Genomic DNA, 21,585 nt, shown 5'->3' on the forward strand with positions numbered 1-21,585 from the left:
TTGTGACAGCTGTCGCAGCGTGCCGTCGCCACCGCGGTGTGGTTCATGGTGTAGGTCGTGAAGCTCGCCGCGGTGTTGCTGTGGCAGTTCGAGCACTGCAGCGTGCCGGTCGGAATGTGCGGCGGCGTGGTCATGCCCTGCGCCGTCTTGCCGTTGTGGCAGGTCGCGCAGTTGGTGTCGGTCGCGGCATGCTTGAAGGCCGCGCCGCCGAAGCTGGCCGTGCTGGTGTGACAGGACTCGCAAGGCAGATTGGTCTGGAGATGATTGCTGGACTTGCCGCGCGCGGTCGTCCCGTTGTGACAGTTGGCACAACCGGCGACGATGCCGGCGTGGTCCATCTTCATTCTGATGCGAAAACTCGCCGTCGACCTGTGGCACACATCGCATGGCGCTGCGGTCGTGATATGATTCTTCGACTTGCCCCGTGCCATCACACCGTTGTGGCAGGTCGTACATGACGCCTTCGCCTGGGTATGATCGATCGCCCGGACGTCCTTCCATGTCGAAGTCTGATGGCAGCTCTCACAGCGCCGCGTGGTCATCGGGTGATTGACGGACATGCCCGCCGTCTGCGCGCCGTTGTGGCAACTGGCGCACTGCGTCTGCGTGCCCTTGAACCGCCCGCCGACGTGACAGGACGAGCACTCCACGCCGACATGGCTTCCGGTCAGCGGAAACCCGGTCGAGACGTGATCGAATGAGCTCTGCGCGGCAGCGTGCCCTGCCAACACCAGAGTGAGCAGCACACAGGCGAGCAGCCACTGCACCATGCGGTGCGAGGCTCGCGCCAACAGCCCCAGTCTGCTGTAGCAGCTGCTCAACTCCAACTCCGCTCTTCACTCTCGACTCGATCGCCAGCCGGACATCCGACGGCGACCGGCCGACCCCAATCCAGCCGAGACCGTTGAGCGTCCGCCGCTCGGCGGTCGCCCTGACAAACCCAAGACACTCTTGCGGATTCCCCCTACGGCCCGGCGGCACGTCTTCCGCAGCCACCGAATACTCGAAACGCTCCGTGCTCCCTTGATCGAGCGCTGCATCGATTAGGCGATGACGGAGTCACCGGCCAGATCACGCAGCCTTCGCTACGCCTACGACAGAGCTTCCAGAGACGCGCAAAGCTGGCCCAAAACTGGGCCAAGCTGAACTCAAGCTGAATGGAGGTTTAGGTTTCTGACCTCACCCGCGCGCGATGGTCCGGCAAGCCCATCACGCAAGCCATTGATCTGCATTCGTACTGATCAGTATTGCGAGCTCTTATCAGCTCGATACGATGTCAGACGTCTTATGCAGTAGCCAACGCGGCCCTTCGAATCAGTTCCTGATCTGAACGTTGCGCCATCCCGTTGCGATATGGCAGCGCTCGCACGTCTGACCGAAGGTACCATTGTGCACGTCCGAGCTGCGATGACAGCTGAAGCAATCCATCGGCAGCTTCAGATCCGGCGGCGACTTGGCCTTGTGACAGGCCTCGCAGGTGATCTTCTGGTGGACACCGACCAGCGGGAATCGTGTCTGCCGCGCGTGATCGAAACGCCATAGCCGCCATCCGTTCGGATTGTGGCAACTGGCGCATCGCCCGCCGAGTTTCCCCTGGTGGAAATCCTTGTGGCAGCTCTCACAGGCCATCGGGGTGTTCTTGTAGGTCGGCGTCCGGTGGCACTCCTCGCAGGGCACCGACTTGTGCAGGCCGATCAATGGGAAGCGCGTGATTTCATGATCGAAGGAGAGCTTCTTCCGCCAGCCCATATCGCTATGGCACGTCTCGCAACGCTCACCGAGCTTGCCCTGATGCGGATCCTGCTTGCGGTGACAGGACACGCATGAGGTCGCGAGCTTGTCCCGATAGAGATCACCCGTATGGCAGCCCTCGCACTTCACCTTGGCATGCGCATTTCGCAGGGGGAAGCGGGTCTTGTCGTGATTGAAGCGGACCGTCTTCCACTTGTCCTGATCGTGGCAGGTCTCGCACTTGTCGCCGAAGCGGCCGCCATGGACGTCCTGAAGACGGTGACATGAGCCACAGGAGGTCGGCAGATCCTTGTATTGCTGACCGGAATGACACGTCGCACAAGCGACCGACTTGTGGGCGCCCACGAGGGGAAACCGGGTCTTGGTATGGTCGAACTCCTTGGTCGCGCGCCATTTCACCGCCGTGTGGCAGTTCTCGCAGCGTTCACCGAGTCGACCGCGATGCGGATCAATCGCCTTGTGACACTCGAAACACGTCGAGGGCGCGTTGCGGAACTTCACCTTCGCGACGTGACATCCCGTACAAGGCACGGTCTTGTGCGCGTCGACAAGCCGGTAGTTCGTCATGTCGTGGTTGAAGGTCTCCTTGTCGAGCTGGACGATGTCGGTTCCACGCCCCTTGTGGTCGGTGTGACACTGCCTGCACTCCTGGCTCAGTGCCGCCTGGTCGCGTCCGTGCAGGCGCTCACGCTGCCTGCGATCGACGGCAATCTCCTTGTGGCAATCGAGACAGAGGCCCGACTGTGCTTTCCGCGTATAGGCTTCGTGGCACTTTCCGCATTCGCTCTCGAGCTTGGCATGCTTCTCGACCAACGGGCCCGGCATGACGAGCTTCTCCAGCAACGTCTGCGCCCGCCCCCCGGCCGAGAGCGTCGCAACGCCGGCCAGGACGGCGACGACGACCGCAACACGCCACCGCATCACGCAACTCCGTCAATAGTGATGGACGGCCCAGACATGAACGACGCCCGCCAGCAGCATGAGAAAAAACAGCGGCAGATGAAGCACATGCCACAGCGAAAACAATCGTTCGAAGAACGTCAGCTCAGCGGCCTTGCGTACCGCAGCGGCGTAGCGCCGCACCACCTCCTCGATTCGCTTCTCGCGACGCCGCCGCTCGGACCACGACCATCGCGCGCGCTTGGCTTCGGCGCGAATGAGCCGGCGCGCTTCCGCAACCACATTGGCGCGCAGCCGCCGCGTGCGCGCTGCGATGACCGCGCCGGTCCGCAGGCTGCCCAGCGCGGTTCGGGGTACCCTGTTGTCGAGCCCCTTGCTGAAGGCGGCCAATTCCCGCGACACGAACGAGACGGCCTGCATCTCCTGACCGAGCTCCGTTCGCATTGCCTCGGCCTCGGCGAGCAGCTCCTTGACACGCGCTCTCCCGCCATGGAGGCCCATATGGATCTTGCCATAGATGTAACGGCCGACCACGCCGCTGATCGCCACGATCAGCATGGTGAAGAACGCCACATTGCTGTTGAGCGCCCCCAGCTGGAAATTCGCATGGAACAGGATGAGCACGGGACCGATGACGCCGAGCAGCATGTGCGTCCTGAACCAGAACGGCACCGAGCCGATCCCGCGCAGCGACTTGAAGCGCTTGCGCATCGAATAGGCCAGCAGCGACAGCATCGCGACGCTGCCGTAGATCCCGAGCCAGTATCCGGTGCCGGAGCCCGGCGTAATATACTCCTCCTCCTTCTGCAGCCACCCCACGGTAATCGCTCCGAGAACGACGACCGTGATGACAACCGGAATGGTTCCTCGAAGAGGATTGCCCCGCGCGCGAGCGACCGCTGCTCTGCTCATGACCTCGACGTTTCCTGTGAAACCCGAATGCCGGATTGGCGGAAGCCAGACTCGTTCGCGGATCTCCGGATCTCAGTCGAGAGACCACTTAGTGATAACCACTTGCAACATCCCCATCCGTCTTCCGACACCGACGTCATTAGTCCGAAATCAGTGCGAGCCATATTTCCGCCGACGGCATCTGTTCAACGAATGATCCAATCCTTGTCTCCAAGACGTCAGATCATTCTGGAATTTCTATGTCGGCATCTCTTGAGAGGAATTTGCATCTAGCACCGCATCGAACCTCTTCACGCGGAGTTCGCGGCCAGCGGCTCTCTTCTGCTGTTAGTTCATAAGACAAGGGAGCGAGACGACATGGCGCTCGATCTCCTGATCGTCTACGCCGCGCCGATGCTCGGCGTCTGGGCCACCTACATGGCGGTGCGCAAGAGAAGAGAAATAAAGAGCGTCGCGAAGCTCTCGGCCGCCAAGGAAGCCGGTCTGCTTGAGCCGGCATCCTTGCATCCCATCATCGATCCCGCCTTGTGCATCGGCTGCGGGTCATGCGTCAGGGCGTGCCCGGAGGGCGACATTCTCGGCCTGATCGGCGGCAAGGCGTCGCTGGTCGAACCTTCGCATTGTATCGGACACGGCGCCTGCAAGGCGGTGTGCCCCGTGAACGCCATCACGCTGGTGTTCGGCACCGAAACGCGCGGCATCGACATTCCAAACGTGGACGAGGCGTTCCAGACCAACGTGCCCGGCATCTTCATCGCCGGAGAGCTCGGCGGGATGGGGCTGGTCCGCAACGCCATCGAACAGGGGCGCCAGGCGATCGACTCCGTCCGCAAGGTCAAGAACATCGGCAAGTCCGACATGCTCGACGTCGTGATTGTCGGCTGCGGTCCGGCCGGACTTTCCGCCAGTCTCGCCTGCCTGCAGCATCGGCTGCGCTTCGTGACGCTGGAGCAGGACTCGCTTGGCGGCACCGTCGCGCACTTTCCCCGCGGCAAGCTGGTGATGACGGCACCTTTCACGCTGCCGCTCGCGGGCAAGTTCAACTTCAGAGAGCTCAGCAAGGAGCAGTTGATCACCTTCTTCATGGGGATCGTGCGCAAGGCCCGCCTCAAGGTGAACGTCGGCGAGCGCGTCGAGGCCGTCACGCGAATGGGAGAAAGCTTCGACGTCAGGACGAACCGCGGCAGCTACAGAACGCATGCCGTGCTCCTGGCGATCGGGCGCCGCGGAACGCCACGCAAGCTGGAAGCTCCTGGCGAAGAGCAGAACAAGGTCGTCTATCGACTGATCGACCCCGAACAGTATCGCGGCCAGCACGTGCTCGTCGTCGGTGGCGGCGACGCCGCACTGGAAGCCGCGTGCTCCATCGCCGACGAGCCCGGAACGACGGTGACCCTGTCGCATCGCAGCGAGTCGTTCGGCCGCGCCAAGCTGAAGAACCGTCAACGGACTGAAACAGCTGCTCGATCGGGGCGGCTCCGGGTCATCTACAACTCCACGGTCAAACGGATCGGCAGCGACGACGTCGACATCGATGCCGGCGGCAACACGAGCACGATCCGAAACGATGCCGTCATCGTCTGCGTCGGCGGCATTCTGCCCACCGCATTCCTGAAGAGCATGGGTATCGAGGTGGAGACGAAATATGGCACGGCTTAAGTCCTCTCACATCATCATCCCCCTGATCTGTCTCGTCGGCTCGACCGTGCCGTCGGTCGCCCCGGCCGGCGACGCGCCGGCCGGCGTGAGCTCCGAAGCATTCGCGAGCCAGGCGGCCGATGCCGCGATCCGCGCCGGACATCCTGAGGACGCACTGAAGCTGCTCGAGCGCGCCGCCAACGCCGGGGATCCGGAGGCGCAGTACCGGCTTGCGTCGCTCTACCGCGCCGGTCTCGGCACCAGAGCAGACGATACGCTGGCGTTCAAATGGATGGAGGCAAGCGCAAGGAAGGGACACGTCAAGGCGCAGTACAATGTCGCAGCGATGTGGCTCGCGGGCCGCGGAACACCGGCCGATCCCGACCGGGCGCGGGAGTGGCTGCGCAAGTCGGCGGCGGCTGGCTATCAGCCCGCCGAGCAGTTGATGGCCGACATGGCCAGCCGAGACGCGCGACCCCGCGCCAGGGAGCCGGCGCGCGAAGCTGCGCGCAGGCCGCCACCGACGCTCGATGCGCAGGCCGCCATGCGAAACGGCCATCCGGCCATCATCGACGCCGCCCTGCGCGGCCAGTTCGATCCGATGCGCCAGCTCATCGCTGCGAAGGCTGACGTCAACGCGGTCAACGAGGACGGCGATACGCCTCTGGCGATCGCCGCGGCCGCCGGGCATCTTCGGCTAGTGGAGCTCCTGCTCTCCTCGGGAGCCAACCCGAACACCGGCAACCGGCGCGGCGACACGCCATTGATGCTGGCAGCGGACAAGGACCATGGAGACGTCATCAAACTGCTGCTGACGAAGGCGGCCGACCCATCGGCAGCGCGTGCGGATGGCGCGACCGCACTGCTGATGGCGCTCAGCCGCTGCAACGGCGCCGCGATCGCTGCGCTCCTCGACGGCGTATCCGGCAGTCTGCCCGCGTTGGCGGACGGCCGGACCCCACTCATGATCGCGGTCGCGTCGTGCACCAATGGCCCGCTCGATCGGCAACTCGTTCAGAGATCCGACCTCAACGCCGCCGATGGGCAGGGCCGCACCGCACTCTGGCACGCGGCCGGCAATGGCAATACGCACGCGATCGGACAACTGATCCGCGCCGGTGCGGACGTCAACCGCGCTGACGCCGACGACAAGACGCCGTTGCTGAATGCCATCGAAGGCCGCAGCGCCGCGGCCTCGCTGCTTCTGTTGGACCATGGGGCCGACCCGAAACGCGCGACAAGAGGCGGAAATACCGCCCTCATCCTCGCTGCGCGCGCCGGGCTTGCGGATGTCGTCAGTGAGCTTCTCAGGCGCAAGGCCGACCCGAACGTGCGCAACGGCCAGGGCATGAGCGCGTTGATGATGGCGGCCCATGAGGGGAACATCGGCATTGCGCACAGCCTTCTCGCCGCCGGCGCCGAAAAGCAATTGAGGAACAAGCGGCGCGAACGTGCCACGGACATCGCCGCTGCCAGCGGTCACAGCGATATCGCCAAGCTTCTGGAATAGCGGACGATTCCGTTTCGCCTCCCTGCCTATCATGCGGTCGACGTCGCGTTCGCTGCTCGACGGCGCGGCAGATGATTCGCGAGATATGTCTCAATGAATATAACGCTAAGTACCAAGACGCCCCGATGATACCGACCTCCGGCCGCGAGTGCGAACGAGTTGCAGCTAAACTACGATGCACGTCGATGGATCATCATCATTCCGTACGAATGACGCCTCATTCGGCGCATTGATTGTCGGCGCATCACAGACACTTGATAGTTAGCTGCAGGAATATCCGCTGCAGTCGGAGATACCAAATGACAGCGGAGGTCGGATCGTTTGCGCTCATTCTCGCGCTCCTCGTGTCGCTGGTGCAGTCGATCGTTCCGTTCGCAGCGCTGCGCCGCCAATCCGCGATGATCGCCGGCTTCGTTCGTCACGCTGCCTTGACTCAGTTTCTGTTCGTCGCGATCGCATTCGCATGCCTGACGTCGCTGTTCGTCCACTCCGACTTTTCAGTCCAGGTCGTCGCAGCGAATTCGCACACGCTGAAGCCGCTGCTCTACAAGGTCTCCGGAGTCTGGGGAAATCATGAGGGATCCATGCTGCTGTGGGTCCTGATCCTCTCATTGTTCGGTGCTGCCGTTGCATTGTTCGGAACGAACCTTCCGGAGCGACTGCAGAGCAACGTCCTCGGCGTGCACGGCATGATCGGCCTCGGCTTTCTGGCGTTCATCGTCTCTACATCGAATCCGTTCGCGCGGCTGGTCGATGCTCCCCTCGAAGGCAACGGACTGAATCCGATCTTGCAGGATCCCGGCCTCGCCTTTCATCCACCGTTTCTGTATCTGGGCTACGTCGGCTTCTCGATGGCGTTCTCGTTCTCGGTCGCCGCGCTGATCGAGGGAAAGGTCGATGCCAGCTGGGCCCGCTGGGTCCGACCGTGGGTGCTCGCGGCCTGGTGCTTTCTCACGATTGGAATCACGCTGGGCAGCGCATGGGCGTACTACACGCTCGGCTGGGGCGGCTGGTGGTTCTGGGACCCCGTCGAGAACGCGTCCTTCATGCCGTGGCTTGCGGGGACTGCGCTGCTGCATTCCGCCCTGGTGGTCGAACGTCGGAGCGCCCTCCAGAGCTGGACGATCCTGCTGGGGATCGTGACCTTCTCATTGAGCCTGATCGGGACCTTCCTGGTGCGATCCGGCGTGCTCACCAGTGTTCATGCCTTCGCACAGGACCCCTCGCGTGGCGCATTCATCCTGGCGCTCATCCTGGTGGCGACCGGCGGGGCGTTGACGCTGTATGCGATCCGAGCCCCAAGCCTGAAGCACGGTGCGCTGTTCGCGGCCGTCAGCCGCGAGAGCGGCCTCGTCCTCAACAATGTGCTGCTCACGGCAGCCGTGGCCACCGTGTTTCTCGGCACGTTCTACCCGCTCCTCGTCGACATGCTCGGAAACGACAAGATCTCCGTCGGTCCTCCCTACTACAACCTGACGTTCGTTCCGATCATGGTTCCGCTGCTGCTTGCCATGGTGATCGGCCCGGTTCTGAAATGGAAGCGCGATCTCCTCGTTGCGGCCCTGCAACGACTCCGCCTGGCCGGAGGACTTGCGGCATTCATTGCCGTCGCGATCCTCATCGCGACGTTCGGACAGCGTTTCCTGGTCGCGTTCTTCTTCGGCATCGCCGTCTGGCTCGTGATCGGCTCGCTGATGGTGCTGGCTCATCGCGTCCGCCTCGGCATGACGACTCCCCTGGCGACCTCGCTCAACCTCGCGCGCACCACCCCGCTCGCGGTCTACGGCCTGGTGCTGGCCCATGCGGGAATGGGCGTCACCGTCGCAGGCATTACCGGGATGACCGCGTGGGCCAGCGAGAAGGTGCAGATGCTGCGGCCGGGCCAGAGCCTGCAGCTCGCGGGCTACGACATCAAGTTGCGCTCGATCGGAAAATTTCCAGGCCCCAACTACGAAGCCGAGCGTGGCACGTTCGACATCACGCGGAACGGCAAACCGTTCACGCAGCTTTCCAGCGAGCGCCGCTTCTATCCCGTCAGACAGCAGCAGACGACCGCCGCCGGCATTCGAACCAACCTGCTCTGGAACGTCTACGTGACGCTCGGCGATCCCGACGACAAAGGCGCGTGGGCGGTGCGTTGCTACTATCACCCTCTGGTGCCGCTGGTCTGGATCGGCGCGCTGATGATGGCGTGTGGCGGCTTCGTCTCGCTGGCCGACCGGAGATTTCGTGTCGGTGCTCCGCGACAGTCGATGCGGGCCGTACCGACTGCCGTTCCTGCTGAATAGGACGAGATATGCCGCGCCTACCCTATCTCATACCGCTCGCGGCTTTCGTCGCACTGGCCGCTGGACTGGCTTTCAGCCTGACCAACGATCCGCAGCGGATGCCCTCGACCCTGATCGACAAGCCGACCCCGCGTTTCCAGCTGGCGTCGCTCGACGGCAAGGGCGGCGGTCTTGCCAGTGCCGACCTGCAGGGCGACGTGGTCCTGCTCAACGTGTTCGCATCCTGGTGCCCCGGATGTCGCGTCGAGCATCCCATGCTGCTCAAGCTCGCGGAGAGCTCCGCGATCCCGATCTATGGGCTGAACTGGAAGGACGATCGGAACGACGGCAAACGGTGGCTTGCCAAGCATGGCAGTCCCTATGCCCGTGTCGGCTCCGATGAGTCCGGCCGGACCGGCATCGATCTTGGCGTGACCGGCGTTCCCGAAACCTTCGTGATCGATCGGGCCGGCCGCATCCGCTTCCGCTATCCCGGCCCGCTGACCGAAGATGTATGGCGGGACGATTTCGAACCTCTGCTGAAGGCACTCAGGAGCGAGTCATGAACTGCCGGCGGATCAAGCGCGCGGCCGAAGCGCTGCTCGTCAGCTCGCTCGTGCTGACGGCGACCTGGTCGCCATCTCGTGCGGTGCTTCCCGACGAAATGTTGCGCGACGAGGGGCTGGAGGCCCGCGCGCGCGCGCTGGGCCAGGAGCTGCGCTGCGTCGTTTGTCAAAATCAGAGCATTGACGACTCCAACGCTCCATTGGCGCATGATCTGAGGGTGCTGCTGCGCGATCGCCTGCAGGCCGGCGACAGCGACCGGCAGGCGGTGGACTTCCTGGTCGCACGCTACGGCAACTTCGTCCTGCTCAAGCCTCCCTTACAGTGGAATACCATCGCGCTGTGGATCGGTCCCCTGCTCGCTTTGCTCACGGCCGCCGTCGGCTTCGGCCGCTACGTGCGCCGGGCGGCAGCCAATGCGAGTGCGCCCGAGGCGGAGCACGTCGCTCCGCTCAGCGCCGACGAACTCGAAGCCATCGAGGCGATCCTCGATCGAAGGAGCCTTTCATGATGCTGTGGCTGATCCTGACGGCGATGATTTCCGTGGCCGCCGTGCTCATATCGACACCATTCATCCGCAGCTACGAGCGGAGGCGGTTGGCTTCGGCTCAGGGACTTGCCGTCCACCACGACCAGCTCCGCGAGATCGAGAACGAAACCGCACGCGGCCTGATCGACAAGTCGGATGGCGAGAACGCGGCCAGCGAGATCAAGCGGCGCATTCTCGCCGCAGCCGCCGCCGAACAGCCGCCGGCGCCCTCCCTCACCAGCTCCGAACGAAAATTTGCGCTCGCCGTCGTCACGATGACCGTGGTGTTCGGCTCGGTCGTCCTGTACGCGGTCATCGGAAACCCGGATGTCCCCGCGGCCGCGCCGGTCCAGACCGCCGGCGGCACGACGCTGAAGTCGGTTGGCGAAGCGCGAACGGACGCCGGCACCCAGGCCATTGCGTCGTTGGAGCAGATGGCCGGCCAGGACGGTCGCGACCGCCCGCAGCAGGGCAGCGGACTGCCGCCGGTCGAAGAGATGATCCAGCGTGTGCAGACCCGACTGGAGCGAAATCCCAGGGATGCGGACGGATGGCGGCTGCTGGGCTGGTCCTTGTTCAACATCGAGCGCTTTGCGGAGGCGGCGCAGGCCTATGCGCGCGCAATGGAGCTGCGGCCAAGCTCGGCAGAGTACCGCAGCGCGCGGGGCGAAGCGCTGGTGCGGGCCGCCGACGGCACCGTCACGTCCGAAGCCCGCGCGGATTTCGGCGAAGCACTCAAACTGGATCCCAAGGACGCGCGCGCCCGCTTCTTCATCGGCGTCGTGAAAGAACAGGAGGGAGACAAACGGGGTGCGATGGCCGACTGGACGGCGATCGTATCGGAGGCCGATCCGAACGAGCCGTGGCTGCCCGATCTCAAGCAGCGGCTCGGCGCGCTTCGTCGCGAGCTCGGAGAGGATGACGGCTCGCCATCGCCTGCCCGGCCGAACCTGTCCGCCGAGCGCATGCAGGACCTCCTGCGCTCCGGCAAGACCTCCGCGACCGAGCCGGCGGAGCCGCGCGGCCCCCGCGCCGAGGACATCCGCAAGGCCGAAAGCATGTCCACACAGGACCGCAACCTCATGATCCGGGGCATGGTGGACGGCCTTGCGAGCCGTCTCGAGCAATCACCGCGCGATGCAGAAGGCTGGATCAAGTTGATCCGCTCGCGGGTGGTGCTGGGTGACGTCGAGGCGGCGAAACAGTCGCTGCAACGCGCACTGTCGGTCTTTGCGGAGGACGCCCCGGAGCGCACGCGCATAGCTGACGCAGCCAAAGAGCTCGGGATCAATCCATAGCGTTCGAGGGCCCGATCCGCGTATCCGCTTCGTCGGAACCCGTTCGGCAACCGGAGGAATGGCAATGCGGATTCTGCTCATAGAGGACGAGCCCGTCTACGCGGAGCGTATCAGGGAAAGCCTGGCCGATGCCGGTTTCGAGGCGGATCTCGCCACCGATGGCAGGCAGGGCTGGATGCTGGGCAACAGCCAGCCCTATGATGCCGCGGTCCTCGACCTCGGCCTGCCGTGCATTTCGGGCCTCGACGTGCTGCAACGCTGGCGTCATACCGGGCACACGCTGCCGGTGCTGATCCTGTCCGCCCGCAGCGGCTGGGTCGAGCGTGTCAACGGCCTGAACGCAGGCGCGGACGACTATCTCGAAAAGCCCTTCAAGGCACAGGAGCTCGTCGCGCGGGTCAAATCGCTGCTCCGTCGGGTTTCCAGCAGACCGGAGGCCGTGCTCCGCCTCCGGCAGATCGAATTCAACGCGGCGGCCGGCCTGGTCAAGAAGGACGGGGAGATCGTCGACCTGACTGCACTCGAGTTGCGCGTCCTCGAGTTCCTCATGCGCCGCGCCGATCATATCGTGTCGCAGACCGAGCTGCTGGAGCACATCTATCCGAGCAGCGACCATCGCGACTCCAATACGGTCGAAGTCTACATTGCCCGGCTCAGGAGAAAGCTGGGGCGGGACTGCATTCGCACCGTCAGAGGCATGGGATATCGCTTCGGATAGAGCAATGTTCAGCCGCAACTTCCGAGCCCGGATGATCGCGGTCGCCGCGATCTGGATTTCAATCGTCTTGTTCGCCAGCGGGCTCGGGCTCTCGATCGTCATTCGCCGTGTCGTCGAGGCCCACTTCGATCACGACCTGCTGGATCACGCCCGCGAGCTCGCCGATCTCGTAGAACTCGACGCGGCGCAGCGGCTGTTCATCGCCCGCAATCTGAGCGATCCGCGTTTCTCTCCGGCCAGATCCGGAATGTATTGGCAGGTCATCCTGCAGAACGGCGAGACCGTGCGTTCGCCCTCGCTACAGGATGACCTCTCTCTTCCAGTCACGCCCGACCAGGCCCGCGAGGGCTCACTGCCTCCCTCCACGGCGCTGGCGAATGTGGAAGGACCGACCGGGCCGATGCGGATGGTCCGAAACATCACCGAGCCGTCTCGTCTCGGGCAACCCGTCGAAATCCGAATCGGTGCCGACGAGCGACTGATCAGTGACGAGATGGAGCACCTCAATCTGACACTGATGGCGACGCTGGGTCTGCTGGCCCTCGCCATGGTTGGCACCGCCTACGCTCAGGTCGCCTACGGCCTGCGGCCGCTGCAGCGGATGAGCCGCGCCATCGTGGACGTGCGCAGCGGCAAGACCACACGCCTGCCCGAGGACCTGCCGGAGGAAATCATGCCGCTCGTCACCGAACTGAACGGGATGATCACGGCAAACCTCAGCATGGTCGATCGCGCTCGCGTGCTCGCAGGCAGTTTTGCACACGCGCTGAAGACGCCTCTGGCAATCCTCGACGAGGAGGCCGCACGGCTGAAAGCATCCGGTCAGGAGAGCCACGCGCAGATCCTGTCGGAGCAGTGCTCGCGCATGGCGCTGCTCATCGACTACCAGACGGCGCGTGCAAAGGCCTCCACGATCGCGAATGCCGGTGCGTTTGCGGTCGTCGCCGACGTCTTGAGAAGCATCATCAATACCTACTCGCAATTCAGCCCGGGGCACGACCGGCGGTTCGAAGTCGAAGGAGCAACCGACATCGTCGTTGCCTGCGATACCAACGATCTGACCGAGCTCATCGGCAACCTGCTCGACAATGCGGCAAAATGGGCACATGACCTCGTCGTGATTTCGATCGAGGATCTCGACAGCACCGTCTTGATCACGGTCGAGGACGACGGGCCTGGCATTCCGGCCGAACATCGAATGCGCGTGTTCGACGTGGGCACGAGACTTGACGACGCGAAGCCGGGCACTGGGCTCGGTCTGGCGATCGCCCGCGACCTGACCAGCCTCTATGATGGCCGACTGTGGATCGAGGATTCGCGAATTGGGGGCGCCGCCCTGAAGCTCGCACTTCGAAAGAAGGGTGATCCAAGCTCATCGTGACATGACTGGTGCCCGCAAAGCGACCGCAGCGGCATACGGCACGAAGCCAGTGGAGCAGGAAGTCACCATGGCAAGATGCCCTGGGCCGGCGCGCCAACGACGCCAGCCGTAGTCGGTGAGAGGCTACTTTCGAACAGCGCGGGTCGGCAGCGTCGGCAAAATCGCAAGCTTCCCCGGCCGCGCTATCTCAGTGTCGAGAGATAGGCGACGACGTCGGCCCGCTCCTTCGCGTCCGCCAATCCTTTGAAATACATCTTGACCCCGTGAACGTCCCCGCGAGGATCGGCGATATAGGCATCCAGTGCCGTTGCGGTCCAAGGCGCGTTGTTCTTTTTCATGCTCTCCGAATAGGCGTAGTCCGGCACAGCCGCCGGCTGGCGCCCAACGATGTTCCAGAGGCTCGGGCCGACCTTGTTGACGCCGATCTCGGCAGAGTGGCAGTTATGGCAGATGCGCTGGAAGATGCTTTTCCCGGCGACCGGATTGCCGTCGAGCGCGCGGGCGCTCGGTGCCAGACTGACGAGAACGGCGACAAGAACGATGCGGCGGAGCATGCGAGATCTTTCCCTTTTCGATCCGGAGCGGGCGCGGGCCAGCCCCCCGGCCAGGCCGGCGAGCAGATCCGGGCAGATGATCGGACGACAGCCCGGCCCAAGTCCTTGTTCTGGATCAAGCCGCGCAGTTGCCGTTGCTGCTCAATTGGCCTAATCTTCTAAAAAAACGAACGATCACCAATAACCCAAAGTGTCGTTCCGGGAGGTGCCCGATGGGAGACGCCGATCCTCGGCCCCCGCGTCCGTCTGGCGTGACTGCTGCAAAGTCCAAGGCTGCAACGGAGGCCGCTGCGGCGGCCGACATCTGCAGCCAGTTGCCGGCCGACGGGTTGGCGATGGTGCTGATCTTCCTGTCGCCCCACTACGATCCAAACGAGTTCATGGTGGAGGTGACGACCCGTCTTGCGGACATTCCCGTCTACGGCTGTACGACGGCCGGAGAGCTGTCGCCCGATGGCTGGGACGACAACAGTGTCGTCGCGCTCGGATTTGCCGCCGAGGATTTCACGGTATTCGCACAGCCCATCTTCGGGTTGTCGGGCTTTCGCGTCGATGAAGGACGTCGCCTCGGCAACCAGCTGAGGCAGGACCTGTCGCGGCACGGTGGTCGCGACGACGACGGCGTGTTCGGGCTCGTCCTGATCGACGGCATGTGCCAGCGCGAAGAGGCGATCATGTCGGCGATCTACGCCTCGCTCGACAATATTCCCCTGGTTGGCGGGTCGGCCGGCGATGGTCTGCGGTTCGAGCGCACCTGGGTCTTTCACGACGGCAAGGCCCACACGGACATGGCTGTGCTGATCCTGATCAGGACGTCATTGCCGTTCCGGCTGTTCAAATGCGACAATTTCGAGCCGACCTCGACCAAGATGGTGGTGACGGAGGCCGATCTCGAGCAGCGCATCGTCAAGCAGCTCAATGCCGAGCCGGCGGCGGAGGAATATTGCCGCGCGATCGGAATCGCCGATTCCGAGCTCGACCCGTTCCTGTTTGCAGCCCATCCGGTCCTGGTGCGAGTCGGCGGCTCCTATTTCGCGCGCTCGATTCAGCGCGTCAGCCCTGACGGCTCACTCCGGTTCTTCTGCGCGATCGACGAAGGCATGGTGCTGACGGCGGCGAGGTCACGCAATTCCGTGGCGGCCGCCCGCGAGATGCTGGCCGAGGTCCGCGACGAGATCGGCGAGGTCTCGATCTTCATCGGTTTCGAGTGCATCCTCAGGCGTCTTGACGCGGAGCAGCATCAGTTTGCGCGGGAAATGTCCGAGCTCTATCGCGACAACCGGATCGTCGGATTCCATACCTATGGCGAGCAGTACGGTTCAATGCATGTCAATCAGACGCTGACCGGGGTCGCGATCGGTAGACGTGGAGCGACGCAGCAATGACCGCCGCGGCGTCTCCGGAAGACCTGCAGCGCGAGGCGGCCAAGCTCAGGAAGATCAACGCCGCGCTGATGTCCCGGGTCGAACGCTCGATGGACCAGCAGTTCAACGCGTTCTCACTGTTCGAAACGGCGATTGCGCTCGATCAGCAGGTGCGCGAGCGAACGCGCCAGCTGCGTGATGCGCTGCGTTCGATCGAAACCGCCAACAAGGACCTCTTTCGGGCCAAGCAGCAGGCTGAAGCGGCGAGCTCCCTGAAATCCTCGGTTCTCATCTCCGTCACGCATGATCTGCTTCAGCCGCTCAACGCCGCGCGGCTCACGCTCTCGACCTTGGCGGACGAGGTCTCGTCCGATCGCGGAACGGCCATGGTCGGCCAGGTCGACCATTCGCTGGCCATGCTCGAGGATCTGCTGCGATCCCTGCTGGAGATTGCCAAGCTCGATGCCGGAGCCCTGCGCCCCGATGTCAGGCCCGTTCTGCTCTCGACCCTGTTCGAGCCGCTCGAACGCGAATTCGCCCCGATCGCGGCCAAACGCGGGTTGTCCCTGCGCATTTGTCCGTGCTCGATCGCCGTGGTCTCGGATGCCATGATGCTGCGGCGCATCTTGCAGAACCTCCTCGCCAACTCCCTGCGCTACACACGGCAGGGCGGCGTCGTCATGGGATGCCGGCCGGGGCCGGGAGCTGGCCGGGTTCGCATCGAGGTCCACGACACCGGCCCGGGGATTCCCAAGCCGCAACAAGAAGCGATCTTTCTCGAATTCCAGCGCGGTCGGCCGAGCGCCGAGGATCAGGCCGGTTTTGGGCTGGGCCTGTCGATCGTTCGTCGCTTCGCCAAGGCATTGGACCATGAGGTCGGGCTGGCTTCGCGGGTTGGACATGGGTCCACATTCAAGCTCGAGCTCGACCGCGCAGACCCGGCAGCCGTACTGCCGGATCCACATCCCGCGGATCACGTCGACCACGACTATGGCGGGCTCGAAGGCGCCAAGATCCTGCTGATCGAAAACGACCTGGCCACCGCCGAGGCCATGGTCAGTCTGCTGGAAAAATGGGGCTGCGACGTCGTAGCTACAGCGTCGTTGAATGACGCCTTGCAGCGTTTGAGTGCGCTCGGCGCAGTCCCTGAGACGATCATCGCGGATCTGCACCTGGATGGCGACGAGAGCGGGCTTGCCGCCATCCGGGACATCAGGCAATTCCTTGGCCGAGATGTTGCGGCCATGATCGTGACCGCCGACTATTCCGAAGACGCAGCCAGGGAAGCAAGCCAATACGGGCTCGAGATCTTGACCAAGCCGGTCAGGCCTGCGGAGCTTCGCGCGCTGTTGTCGTTCTTGCTGTCATGAGCGCTTCAGCGCCGTTTGCCCGAGCTGGCGTGCGCGGCTCGCTGATGAGGTTCACGAAGTCGATCTTTTCCATCTCGATGATGGCCTTGGTCCTGCTCATGACGCGAAGCTTGCGCAGGATCTCCGAGACGTGGACCTTCACTGTCGTCTCGCAGATCCCGAGCTCATAGGCGATCTGCTTGTTCTGCAGTCCACGGCGGATAAGGTCGAGCACGCGCAGCTGCTGCGGCGTCAGCTCGTGAAGACGCTTCAGGAGGTCCTGAGCAGGAAGCCGGCCACGGCGCGCGCCGGCGCAGAGGGAGCCGCCTTCAACATGGACCTCGCCGCGCAGCACGGCGTTGATTGCCTCGGCAAGCTGCTGCTTCGAAGTCGATTTCGAGATGTAGCCGGAGACACCCAGCGCGAGCACGTGGGCGACGAGGTCCGGGTCCCGATGCGCGGAAACGACCAGGATCGGCGTGCGCGGCGCGGTCTTGCGGATGCGGATGACGCCGGAGAGTCCGGTCGTTCCGGGCGTCGAGAGGTCGAGCAGGATCAGGTCGAATCTCGGCGGAGATGAAAGAAGCCCAACGGCCACGTCGACGGACGTCGCCTCGCGCATCTCGGCGTCAGCCAGAGCGGCGCGGATCGCGCTCTCCAGCGCCTCGCGAAACAGCGGATGGTCCTCGACGATGAGCAATCGAGCCACGTGCCTGTCCCCTCCCCGGCCAGATCGAAGGTCCGGCTTATTCAGTGTCGCGGATCCGACATTCAACCAGCGTGCGCGCCGCGTCTTCGAAGGAACGTCAGAACCGGAGCATCAGCGATATCGCGTTGGCTGGCATCAATCAACGACCAAGACGCCATCGACGTCGCCACGCCTGCGGTGGCCGTGAAATCTTGCGGCGCAACAATTCCGCTACAGGTGTTTTCTGCCCGAAGCGGTGCGCGATCCCTGACGGTCGGCCGGCGCGTTCAGCGCGATCTTGCCGATCTCGATGATGGCCTTGTTGCGGCTGAACAGGCGGAGTTTTCTCAGGATCTCGGTGATGTGCGCCTTGACGGTCGACTCCGCAAGCTGAAGCTCGCCGGCGATTTCCCGGTTCTGATAGCCACGCCTGATCAGGTCGAGGACGCGAAGCTGTTGCGGCGTCAGCTCCTCGAGACGCGCCTGCAGCGCGCGAGATGAGCCCTTCCCGTGGCGCTCGACCGCGGGCACGAAGTCTTTCGGGACCGAGATCGAGCCGCTGAGCACGCGCTCGATCGCGGACGTCAGTTCGCGCTTCGAGGTCGACTTCGGCAGATAGCCGGCCGCGCCGAGCGAAAGCGCCTCGCGCACCACGTTCTGGTCCTCGTCACTCGAGACGATCGCGACCGGAAGCCGCGGATGGGCGGCGCGAAGCCGCTGGAATCCCGAGAAGCCCATGGCATCGGGCAGCGTCAGATCGAGCAGCGCCAGGTCGATGTCGGGTTCGAGCGCAAGGGTGCTGAGGGCATCGGCAATCGACAGCGCCTCGAAGATCTCGGCGTCAGGATGCGCCAGACGCACCGCATTGCCGAGAGCTTCGCGAAACAGGGGATGATCGTCGATGATCAGAAAACGCGTCATGTCCGACCTTCACTCGCTGCCAGCACGTGCCGGGTGATCCGGCAGATCGTGTCGGCCGGTGTCGCTCCCTCAATTTGCCGTCTCTGACGACTGCACGGTCAGCAGGAATGTATAGATGCTCTCGAACTGGTCGTCGGTAAAGACCTCCTTCCAGGCGGGCATGCCCTTGGAGGGACGACCTTCATGCACGGTGGTCCAAAATTTGTCGCGCATGTCCTCACCGTAGCGGGTCTGCAGCCGTCGCAGGTCGATCCGGCGTTCTGCCTGCACGGCGTCGGGTCCGTGACAGTGGGCGCAGGTGCCATTGAAGATCTCTTTGCCTAGCGTCACCGCCTCGGTCTTCGACTCGCTCGCAGTCGAGTCCGAAACGCTGGTCACGACGGCCTCGGCGACCGGCTGGCGGAGAAGCGGAGCGGGGTCAGTTGTCGACGCCAGCTTGATCGGGCGCGGCACGGCGCCGAGCCTGATCGACGGCTCGCTCGGCAGCCCGTATTTGACCGCGAGCTCGGCGATCCGCGGCGCGAGCTGCGGCAATGCGGCGTCGATCTGATCGCGCAGTTGGCCGGAGCTCTTGGCAAGGCCGATCGCGGCATCCCAGGAGAGCCCGTCGCCCTCGACCGGCTGGATCCGGAAGCCGCTCTGGTAGATCGTCTTGTTCAACCAGCCTGCAACCGGCCCCCAGACGAAGGCGACGTCGGCCCTGCCCTGGGCCAGCGCCGCAAGGCCCTCGTCCGGCGTCAGCACCGTCACCTTCTTGATGTCGTCGCGTTGGGCCAGCAGGTTTTGCGGCGTGGTCTGGTATTGCACGGCGACACGCTTGCCTCGGAGATCGTCGATGCTATGGACGATGAGCGTCCCGCGGCTGACGAGTGCGTAGGTTTCGGTCGCGATCTTCTTCGAGAAGATCACGGCCGGTCCCATGAAGTCCGCTGACAGCGGCAGGCCGATCATCGCGTCGCACTGCTTGCCCAGCAGCGTCACGCGCACGGTTCGCTTGCCGAAATAGGATTTGTACCAGTCATAGGCCACGGGGCGGCCGAGTTGCTGTGACAGCGCCTGACCGACCTCGAGATAGAATCCCGGCTGCGTTGGATTGTTGCTCGAGAACGGAAGATTGGTCGGATCCGCGCAGAGTCGCAGCGGCTCGGCCTCGTTGGCCTGACCCGCCGCCGACGAGGCCAGCAGGGTGGAGGCCATCAAGGCGACGAGAGCCGTCGCGCTTGCTGACAGTTCGGCGGCCCGCCCATTCGAGCCAGTCTGACGACGATTCAGGCGCATCCTCGATCCCTCAGATCTTGTTTATCTGTTTATATGGTACGGCTCGGTCTCGCGAGCGGGCCGCCTTCCTTCGTCCGCTTGATGCGGATTGGCCGAACGCTGCGCGTGTCCCCGCGGCCGGGGACACGCGTGGCCGTCGTGAACTCTGCGGCTATTGGACGGCGAAGACGAACAGGGCGCCGCCCTCGGGAGCCGCGTTTGTCATCTTCTTGCCGATCTCGCCCAGGAACGCCGGGATCGAGGCGGTGCGACCAACGACGACGGCGACGTATTGCTTGCCGTCGACCGAATAGGTCACCGGACCGGCCCCGATGCCGGAGCCGAGATTCTTCTTCCACAGGATCTTGCCGGTCTTGGCGTCGATGGCGCGGAAATCGCCGTGCAGATTACCGGAAAAGACCAGACCGCCGGCGGTGCTGAGCGTACCGCCGTTGAACGGAAGGTCTTCCTGGATCGACCAGACTTTCTTGTTATTCACGGGATCCCAGGCGATGAGCTCACCGAGGAATCCGCCGGGGCCTTCCTTGGTCGGGAATTCCGCACCGAGATAGAACACGCCGCGCTTGTACGAGACGTCGCTGACCGCCCAGTCCATGCAGACATTGTTGGTCGGGATGTAGACCAAGCCGGTGTCCGGATTGTACGACATCGGCTGCCAGTTCTTGCCGCCGATCAGGTTCGGGCAGACGTCCTTGACGGGATGTCCAGGGCCCGGCCGCTTGTCCGGGTCCTCGACCGCGCGCAGGGTCGAAATGTCCCATTTCTGCGCCCAGTTGGCGAAGACGTACTTTTCGGCCGAGATCACCTTGCCGGTCTCTCGATTGGCCACGAAGAAGAAGCCGTTGCGATCGGCCTTCATCAAGGTCGGAACGGCTGCGCCGCCGACCTTGAGATCGGCGAGGATGGCTTCGTTGACGCCGTCATAGTCCCAGGCATCGGCAGGCGTGGTCTGGATGTGCCACTTGATTTTGCCGGTGTTCGGATCGAGCGCCAGCGTGGACGCCGTATACAGATTGGTCAGCTTGCCGAAATCGCCATTGCCGGTCGAGCGCACGGCGGTGTTCCAGGGACCGGGGTTGCTGGTGCCCCAATAGACCGTGTCGCTCTTCGGATCGTAGGAGCCGACCAGCCAGGCCGCGCCGCCGCCATGCAAGCCGGTGTCGCCCTTCCAGGTCTCGCTCCCGGGCTCGCCAGGCGCAGGCACCGTGTAGGTCTGCCAGACCAGCTTGCCGGAGTTGATGTCGTAGGCCTGCAGCGAGCCGCGCACGCCGTACTCGCCGCCGCCGAAGCCGGTGATGACCTTGTCGCGCACGACCAGCGGCGGCGAGGTGATCACCGATCCCTGCTTGTAGTCGACCACCTTCGAGGTCCACAGCTCCTTGCCGGTGGCGGCATCGAGCGCGCTCAGCTTGCCGTCGAGCCGGCCGACGAACAGCTTGCCGTCGGCATAGGCGATGCCGCGGCTGTTCACGTCGCAGCAGGCATATTGCAGCGTATCGTCCGGAATCTCCGGCTCATAGGTCCATTTGCGCGCGCCGGTCGCGGCATCCAGCGCGTAGACGTATTTCGGACCCCACGACGTCGAGACGTAGAGCGTGTTGCCGATCACGATCGGCGAGGCCTCGTTCGAGCGCAGCGAGGCCAGTGAGAACGAATAGACCAGCGACAGCTTACCGGCGTTCTCGGTGTTGATCTCCTTGAGCGGGCTGAACCGGGTGTTGCCGTAGTCATGTCCGGCCATCGCCCAGGCGCCGGGCTCGCTGGCGGCCTTCAGCGCCGAGTCGTTGGCGCGGACGCCCAACGTGCCGGCGACAAGGAAGGCAACCGTCGAGATGCCAGCCAAGAATCTCCTGCTCGTGAAATTCATCAGTTCCCTCCGCCTATGTCTTTGTTGTGTTCGTATGACGCGTGCGCGCGAGGCCCCAGATGAGCAGTCGCGGTGCAAGCACCGGGGCGATTACA

The 21,585-nt window shown here is 64.0% G+C and carries 18 protein-coding genes; 10 read left to right on the top strand and 8 right to left on the bottom strand.

Annotated features, from left to right (window positions below):
- From ACQR2C_RS03865 to ACQR2C_RS03875, 3 genes are all read right to left on the bottom strand, one after another.
- Positions 1-821: hypothetical protein (locus ACQR2C_RS03865; RefSeq protein WP_434880477.1), on the bottom strand; the 821-nt coding region annotated here is incomplete at its 3' end.
- Positions 822-1,314: 493 nt separating this feature from the next.
- Positions 1,315-2,673, bottom strand: coding sequence for a cytochrome c3 family protein (locus tag ACQR2C_RS03870; RefSeq protein WP_434880478.1), 1,359 nt, complete (start codon positions 2,671-2,673; stop codon positions 1,315-1,317).
- Between the two features lie 12 nt (positions 2,674-2,685).
- Positions 2,686-3,471 (bottom strand): pyridine nucleotide-disulfide oxidoreductase, encoded by a 786-nt coding sequence (locus ACQR2C_RS03875; RefSeq protein ID WP_315804954.1) that lies wholly within the window; start codon positions 3,469-3,471, stop codon positions 2,686-2,688.
- 450 nt (positions 3,472-3,921) lie between these two features.
- Here ACQR2C_RS03875 and ACQR2C_RS03880 point away from each other — a divergent pair, with 450 nt between their 5' ends.
- The 8 genes from ACQR2C_RS03880 to ACQR2C_RS03915 all read left to right on the top strand — a co-directional run bounded on the left by ACQR2C_RS03880 (position 3,922) and on the right by ACQR2C_RS03915 (position 13,469).
- Positions 3,922-5,223: an NAD(P)-binding domain-containing protein gene (locus tag ACQR2C_RS03880; protein WP_315804953.1), complete on the top strand. Its 1,302-nt coding sequence runs from the start codon at positions 3,922-3,924 to the stop codon at positions 5,221-5,223.
- Between the two features lie 46 nt (positions 5,224-5,269).
- Positions 5,270-6,712, top strand: coding sequence for an ankyrin repeat domain-containing protein (locus ACQR2C_RS03885; protein ID WP_434880479.1), 1,443 nt, complete (start codon positions 5,270-5,272; stop codon positions 6,710-6,712).
- 299 nt (positions 6,713-7,011) lie between these two features.
- Complete coding sequence (locus tag ACQR2C_RS03890) at positions 7,012-9,000, top strand: heme lyase CcmF/NrfE family subunit (RefSeq protein WP_434880480.1); 1,989 nt, start codon at positions 7,012-7,014, stop codon at positions 8,998-9,000.
- An 8-nt stretch (positions 9,001-9,008) separates the two neighbouring features.
- A complete protein-coding gene (locus tag ACQR2C_RS03895) occupies positions 9,009-9,545 on the top strand; it encodes a DsbE family thiol:disulfide interchange protein (protein ID WP_434880481.1) in 537 nt (178 codons plus the stop codon).
- Positions 9,542-10,054, top strand: a complete 513-nt coding sequence (locus ACQR2C_RS03900) for a cytochrome c-type biogenesis protein (RefSeq protein ID WP_315769962.1) — start codon at positions 9,542-9,544, stop codon at positions 10,052-10,054. The genes ACQR2C_RS03895 and ACQR2C_RS03900 overlap by 4 nt, the downstream gene beginning before the upstream one ends.
- Positions 10,051-11,370 (top strand): c-type cytochrome biogenesis protein CcmI, encoded by a 1,320-nt coding sequence (gene ccmI / locus ACQR2C_RS03905; protein ID WP_434880482.1) that lies wholly within the window; start codon positions 10,051-10,053, stop codon positions 11,368-11,370. The genes ACQR2C_RS03900 and ccmI overlap by 4 nt, the downstream gene beginning before the upstream one ends.
- Positions 11,371-11,434: 64 nt before the next feature.
- Entirely contained in the window at positions 11,435-12,088 is a 654-nt protein-coding gene (locus tag ACQR2C_RS03910; RefSeq protein WP_315804948.1) for a response regulator transcription factor, read from the top strand.
- Positions 12,089-12,092: 4 nt separating this feature from the next.
- Positions 12,093-13,469 carry an ATP-binding protein gene (locus tag ACQR2C_RS03915; RefSeq protein ID WP_434880483.1) on the top strand — a complete coding sequence of 459 codons (1,377 nt, stop codon included), beginning with the start codon at positions 12,093-12,095 and terminating at the stop codon, positions 13,467-13,469.
- A 182-nt stretch (positions 13,470-13,651) separates the two neighbouring features.
- Here ACQR2C_RS03915 and ACQR2C_RS03920 read toward each other — a convergent pair whose 3' ends face one another.
- Positions 13,652-14,023, bottom strand: a complete 372-nt coding sequence (locus ACQR2C_RS03920) for a c-type cytochrome (RefSeq protein WP_434874560.1) — start codon at positions 14,021-14,023, stop codon at positions 13,652-13,654.
- Between the two features lie 212 nt (positions 14,024-14,235).
- Here ACQR2C_RS03920 and ACQR2C_RS03925 point away from each other — a divergent pair, with 212 nt between their 5' ends.
- The gene (locus tag ACQR2C_RS03925; protein WP_434880484.1) at positions 14,236-15,408 is read left to right on the top strand and encodes an FIST N-terminal domain-containing protein; all 1,173 of its coding nucleotides are present in this window, start codon (positions 14,236-14,238) and stop codon (positions 15,406-15,408) included.
- Positions 15,405-16,757: a hybrid sensor histidine kinase/response regulator gene (locus ACQR2C_RS03930; protein ID WP_316182174.1), complete on the top strand. Its 1,353-nt coding sequence runs from the start codon at positions 15,405-15,407 to the stop codon at positions 16,755-16,757. The genes ACQR2C_RS03925 and ACQR2C_RS03930 overlap by 4 nt, the downstream gene beginning before the upstream one ends.
- On the opposite strand, the gene ACQR2C_RS03935 is transcribed toward ACQR2C_RS03930, so the two are convergent.
- The 4 genes from ACQR2C_RS03935 to ACQR2C_RS03950 all read right to left on the bottom strand — a co-directional run bounded on the left by ACQR2C_RS03935 (position 16,711) and on the right by ACQR2C_RS03950 (position 21,466).
- Positions 16,711-17,445, bottom strand: coding sequence for a response regulator transcription factor (locus ACQR2C_RS03935; protein ID WP_316182172.1), 735 nt, complete (start codon positions 17,443-17,445; stop codon positions 16,711-16,713). The genes ACQR2C_RS03930 and ACQR2C_RS03935 overlap by 47 nt on opposite strands.
- 210 nt (positions 17,446-17,655) lie before the next feature.
- Positions 17,656-18,345, bottom strand: a complete 690-nt coding sequence (locus ACQR2C_RS03940; protein ID WP_315804942.1) for a response regulator transcription factor — start codon at positions 18,343-18,345, stop codon at positions 17,656-17,658.
- Between the two features lie 69 nt (positions 18,346-18,414).
- Positions 18,415-19,542: a c-type cytochrome gene (locus ACQR2C_RS03945; protein WP_434880764.1), complete on the bottom strand. Its 1,128-nt coding sequence runs from the start codon at positions 19,540-19,542 to the stop codon at positions 18,415-18,417.
- Positions 19,543-19,774: 232 nt separating this feature from the next.
- Complete coding sequence (locus ACQR2C_RS03950; protein ID WP_316182168.1) at positions 19,775-21,466, bottom strand: PQQ-dependent methanol/ethanol family dehydrogenase; 1,692 nt, start codon at positions 21,464-21,466, stop codon at positions 19,775-19,777.
- Positions 21,467-21,585 lie beyond the last annotated feature (119 nt).

Source organism: Bradyrhizobium sp. HKCCYLRH3061, from assembly GCF_051168015.1.
Taxonomy (GTDB): Bacteria; Pseudomonadota; Alphaproteobacteria; order Rhizobiales; family Xanthobacteraceae; genus Bradyrhizobium.

What these genes read in the sequence shown, in the direction of transcription:
- ACQR2C_RS03910 (WP_315804948.1), top strand. Translation starts at nt 11,435, where the DNA reads ATGCGGATTCTGCTCATAGAGGACGAGCCCGTCTACGCGGAGCGTATC.
- ACQR2C_RS03940 (WP_315804942.1), bottom strand. Translation starts at nt 18,345, where the DNA reads ATGACGCGTTTTCTGATCATCGACGATCATCCCCTGTTTCGCGAAGCT.
- ccmI (WP_434880482.1), top strand. Translation starts at nt 10,051, where the DNA reads ATGATGCTGTGGCTGATCCTGACGGCGATGATTTCCGTGGCCGCCGTG.
- ACQR2C_RS03895 (WP_434880481.1), top strand. Translation starts at nt 9,009, where the DNA reads ATGCCGCGCCTACCCTATCTCATACCGCTCGCGGCTTTCGTCGCACTG.
- ACQR2C_RS03870 (WP_434880478.1), bottom strand. Translation starts at nt 2,673, where the DNA reads ATGCGGTGGCGTGTTGCGGTCGTCGTCGCCGTCCTGGCCGGCGTTGCG.
- ACQR2C_RS03900 (WP_315769962.1), top strand. Translation starts at nt 9,542, where the DNA reads ATGAACTGCCGGCGGATCAAGCGCGCGGCCGAAGCGCTGCTCGTCAGC.
- ACQR2C_RS03915 (WP_434880483.1), top strand. Translation starts at nt 12,093, where the DNA reads ATGTTCAGCCGCAACTTCCGAGCCCGGATGATCGCGGTCGCCGCGATC.
- ACQR2C_RS03880 (WP_315804953.1), top strand. Translation starts at nt 3,922, where the DNA reads ATGGCGCTCGATCTCCTGATCGTCTACGCCGCGCCGATGCTCGGCGTC.
- ACQR2C_RS03930 (WP_316182174.1), top strand. Translation starts at nt 15,405, where the DNA reads ATGACCGCCGCGGCGTCTCCGGAAGACCTGCAGCGCGAGGCGGCCAAG.
- ACQR2C_RS03925 (WP_434880484.1), top strand. Translation starts at nt 14,236, where the DNA reads ATGGGAGACGCCGATCCTCGGCCCCCGCGTCCGTCTGGCGTGACTGCT.
- ACQR2C_RS03945 (WP_434880764.1), bottom strand. Translation starts at nt 19,542, where the DNA reads ATGGCCTCCACCCTGCTGGCCTCGTCGGCGGCGGGTCAGGCCAACGAG.
- ACQR2C_RS03920 (WP_434874560.1), bottom strand. Translation starts at nt 14,023, where the DNA reads ATGCTCCGCCGCATCGTTCTTGTCGCCGTTCTCGTCAGTCTGGCACCG.
- ACQR2C_RS03890 (WP_434880480.1), top strand. Translation starts at nt 7,012, where the DNA reads ATGACAGCGGAGGTCGGATCGTTTGCGCTCATTCTCGCGCTCCTCGTG.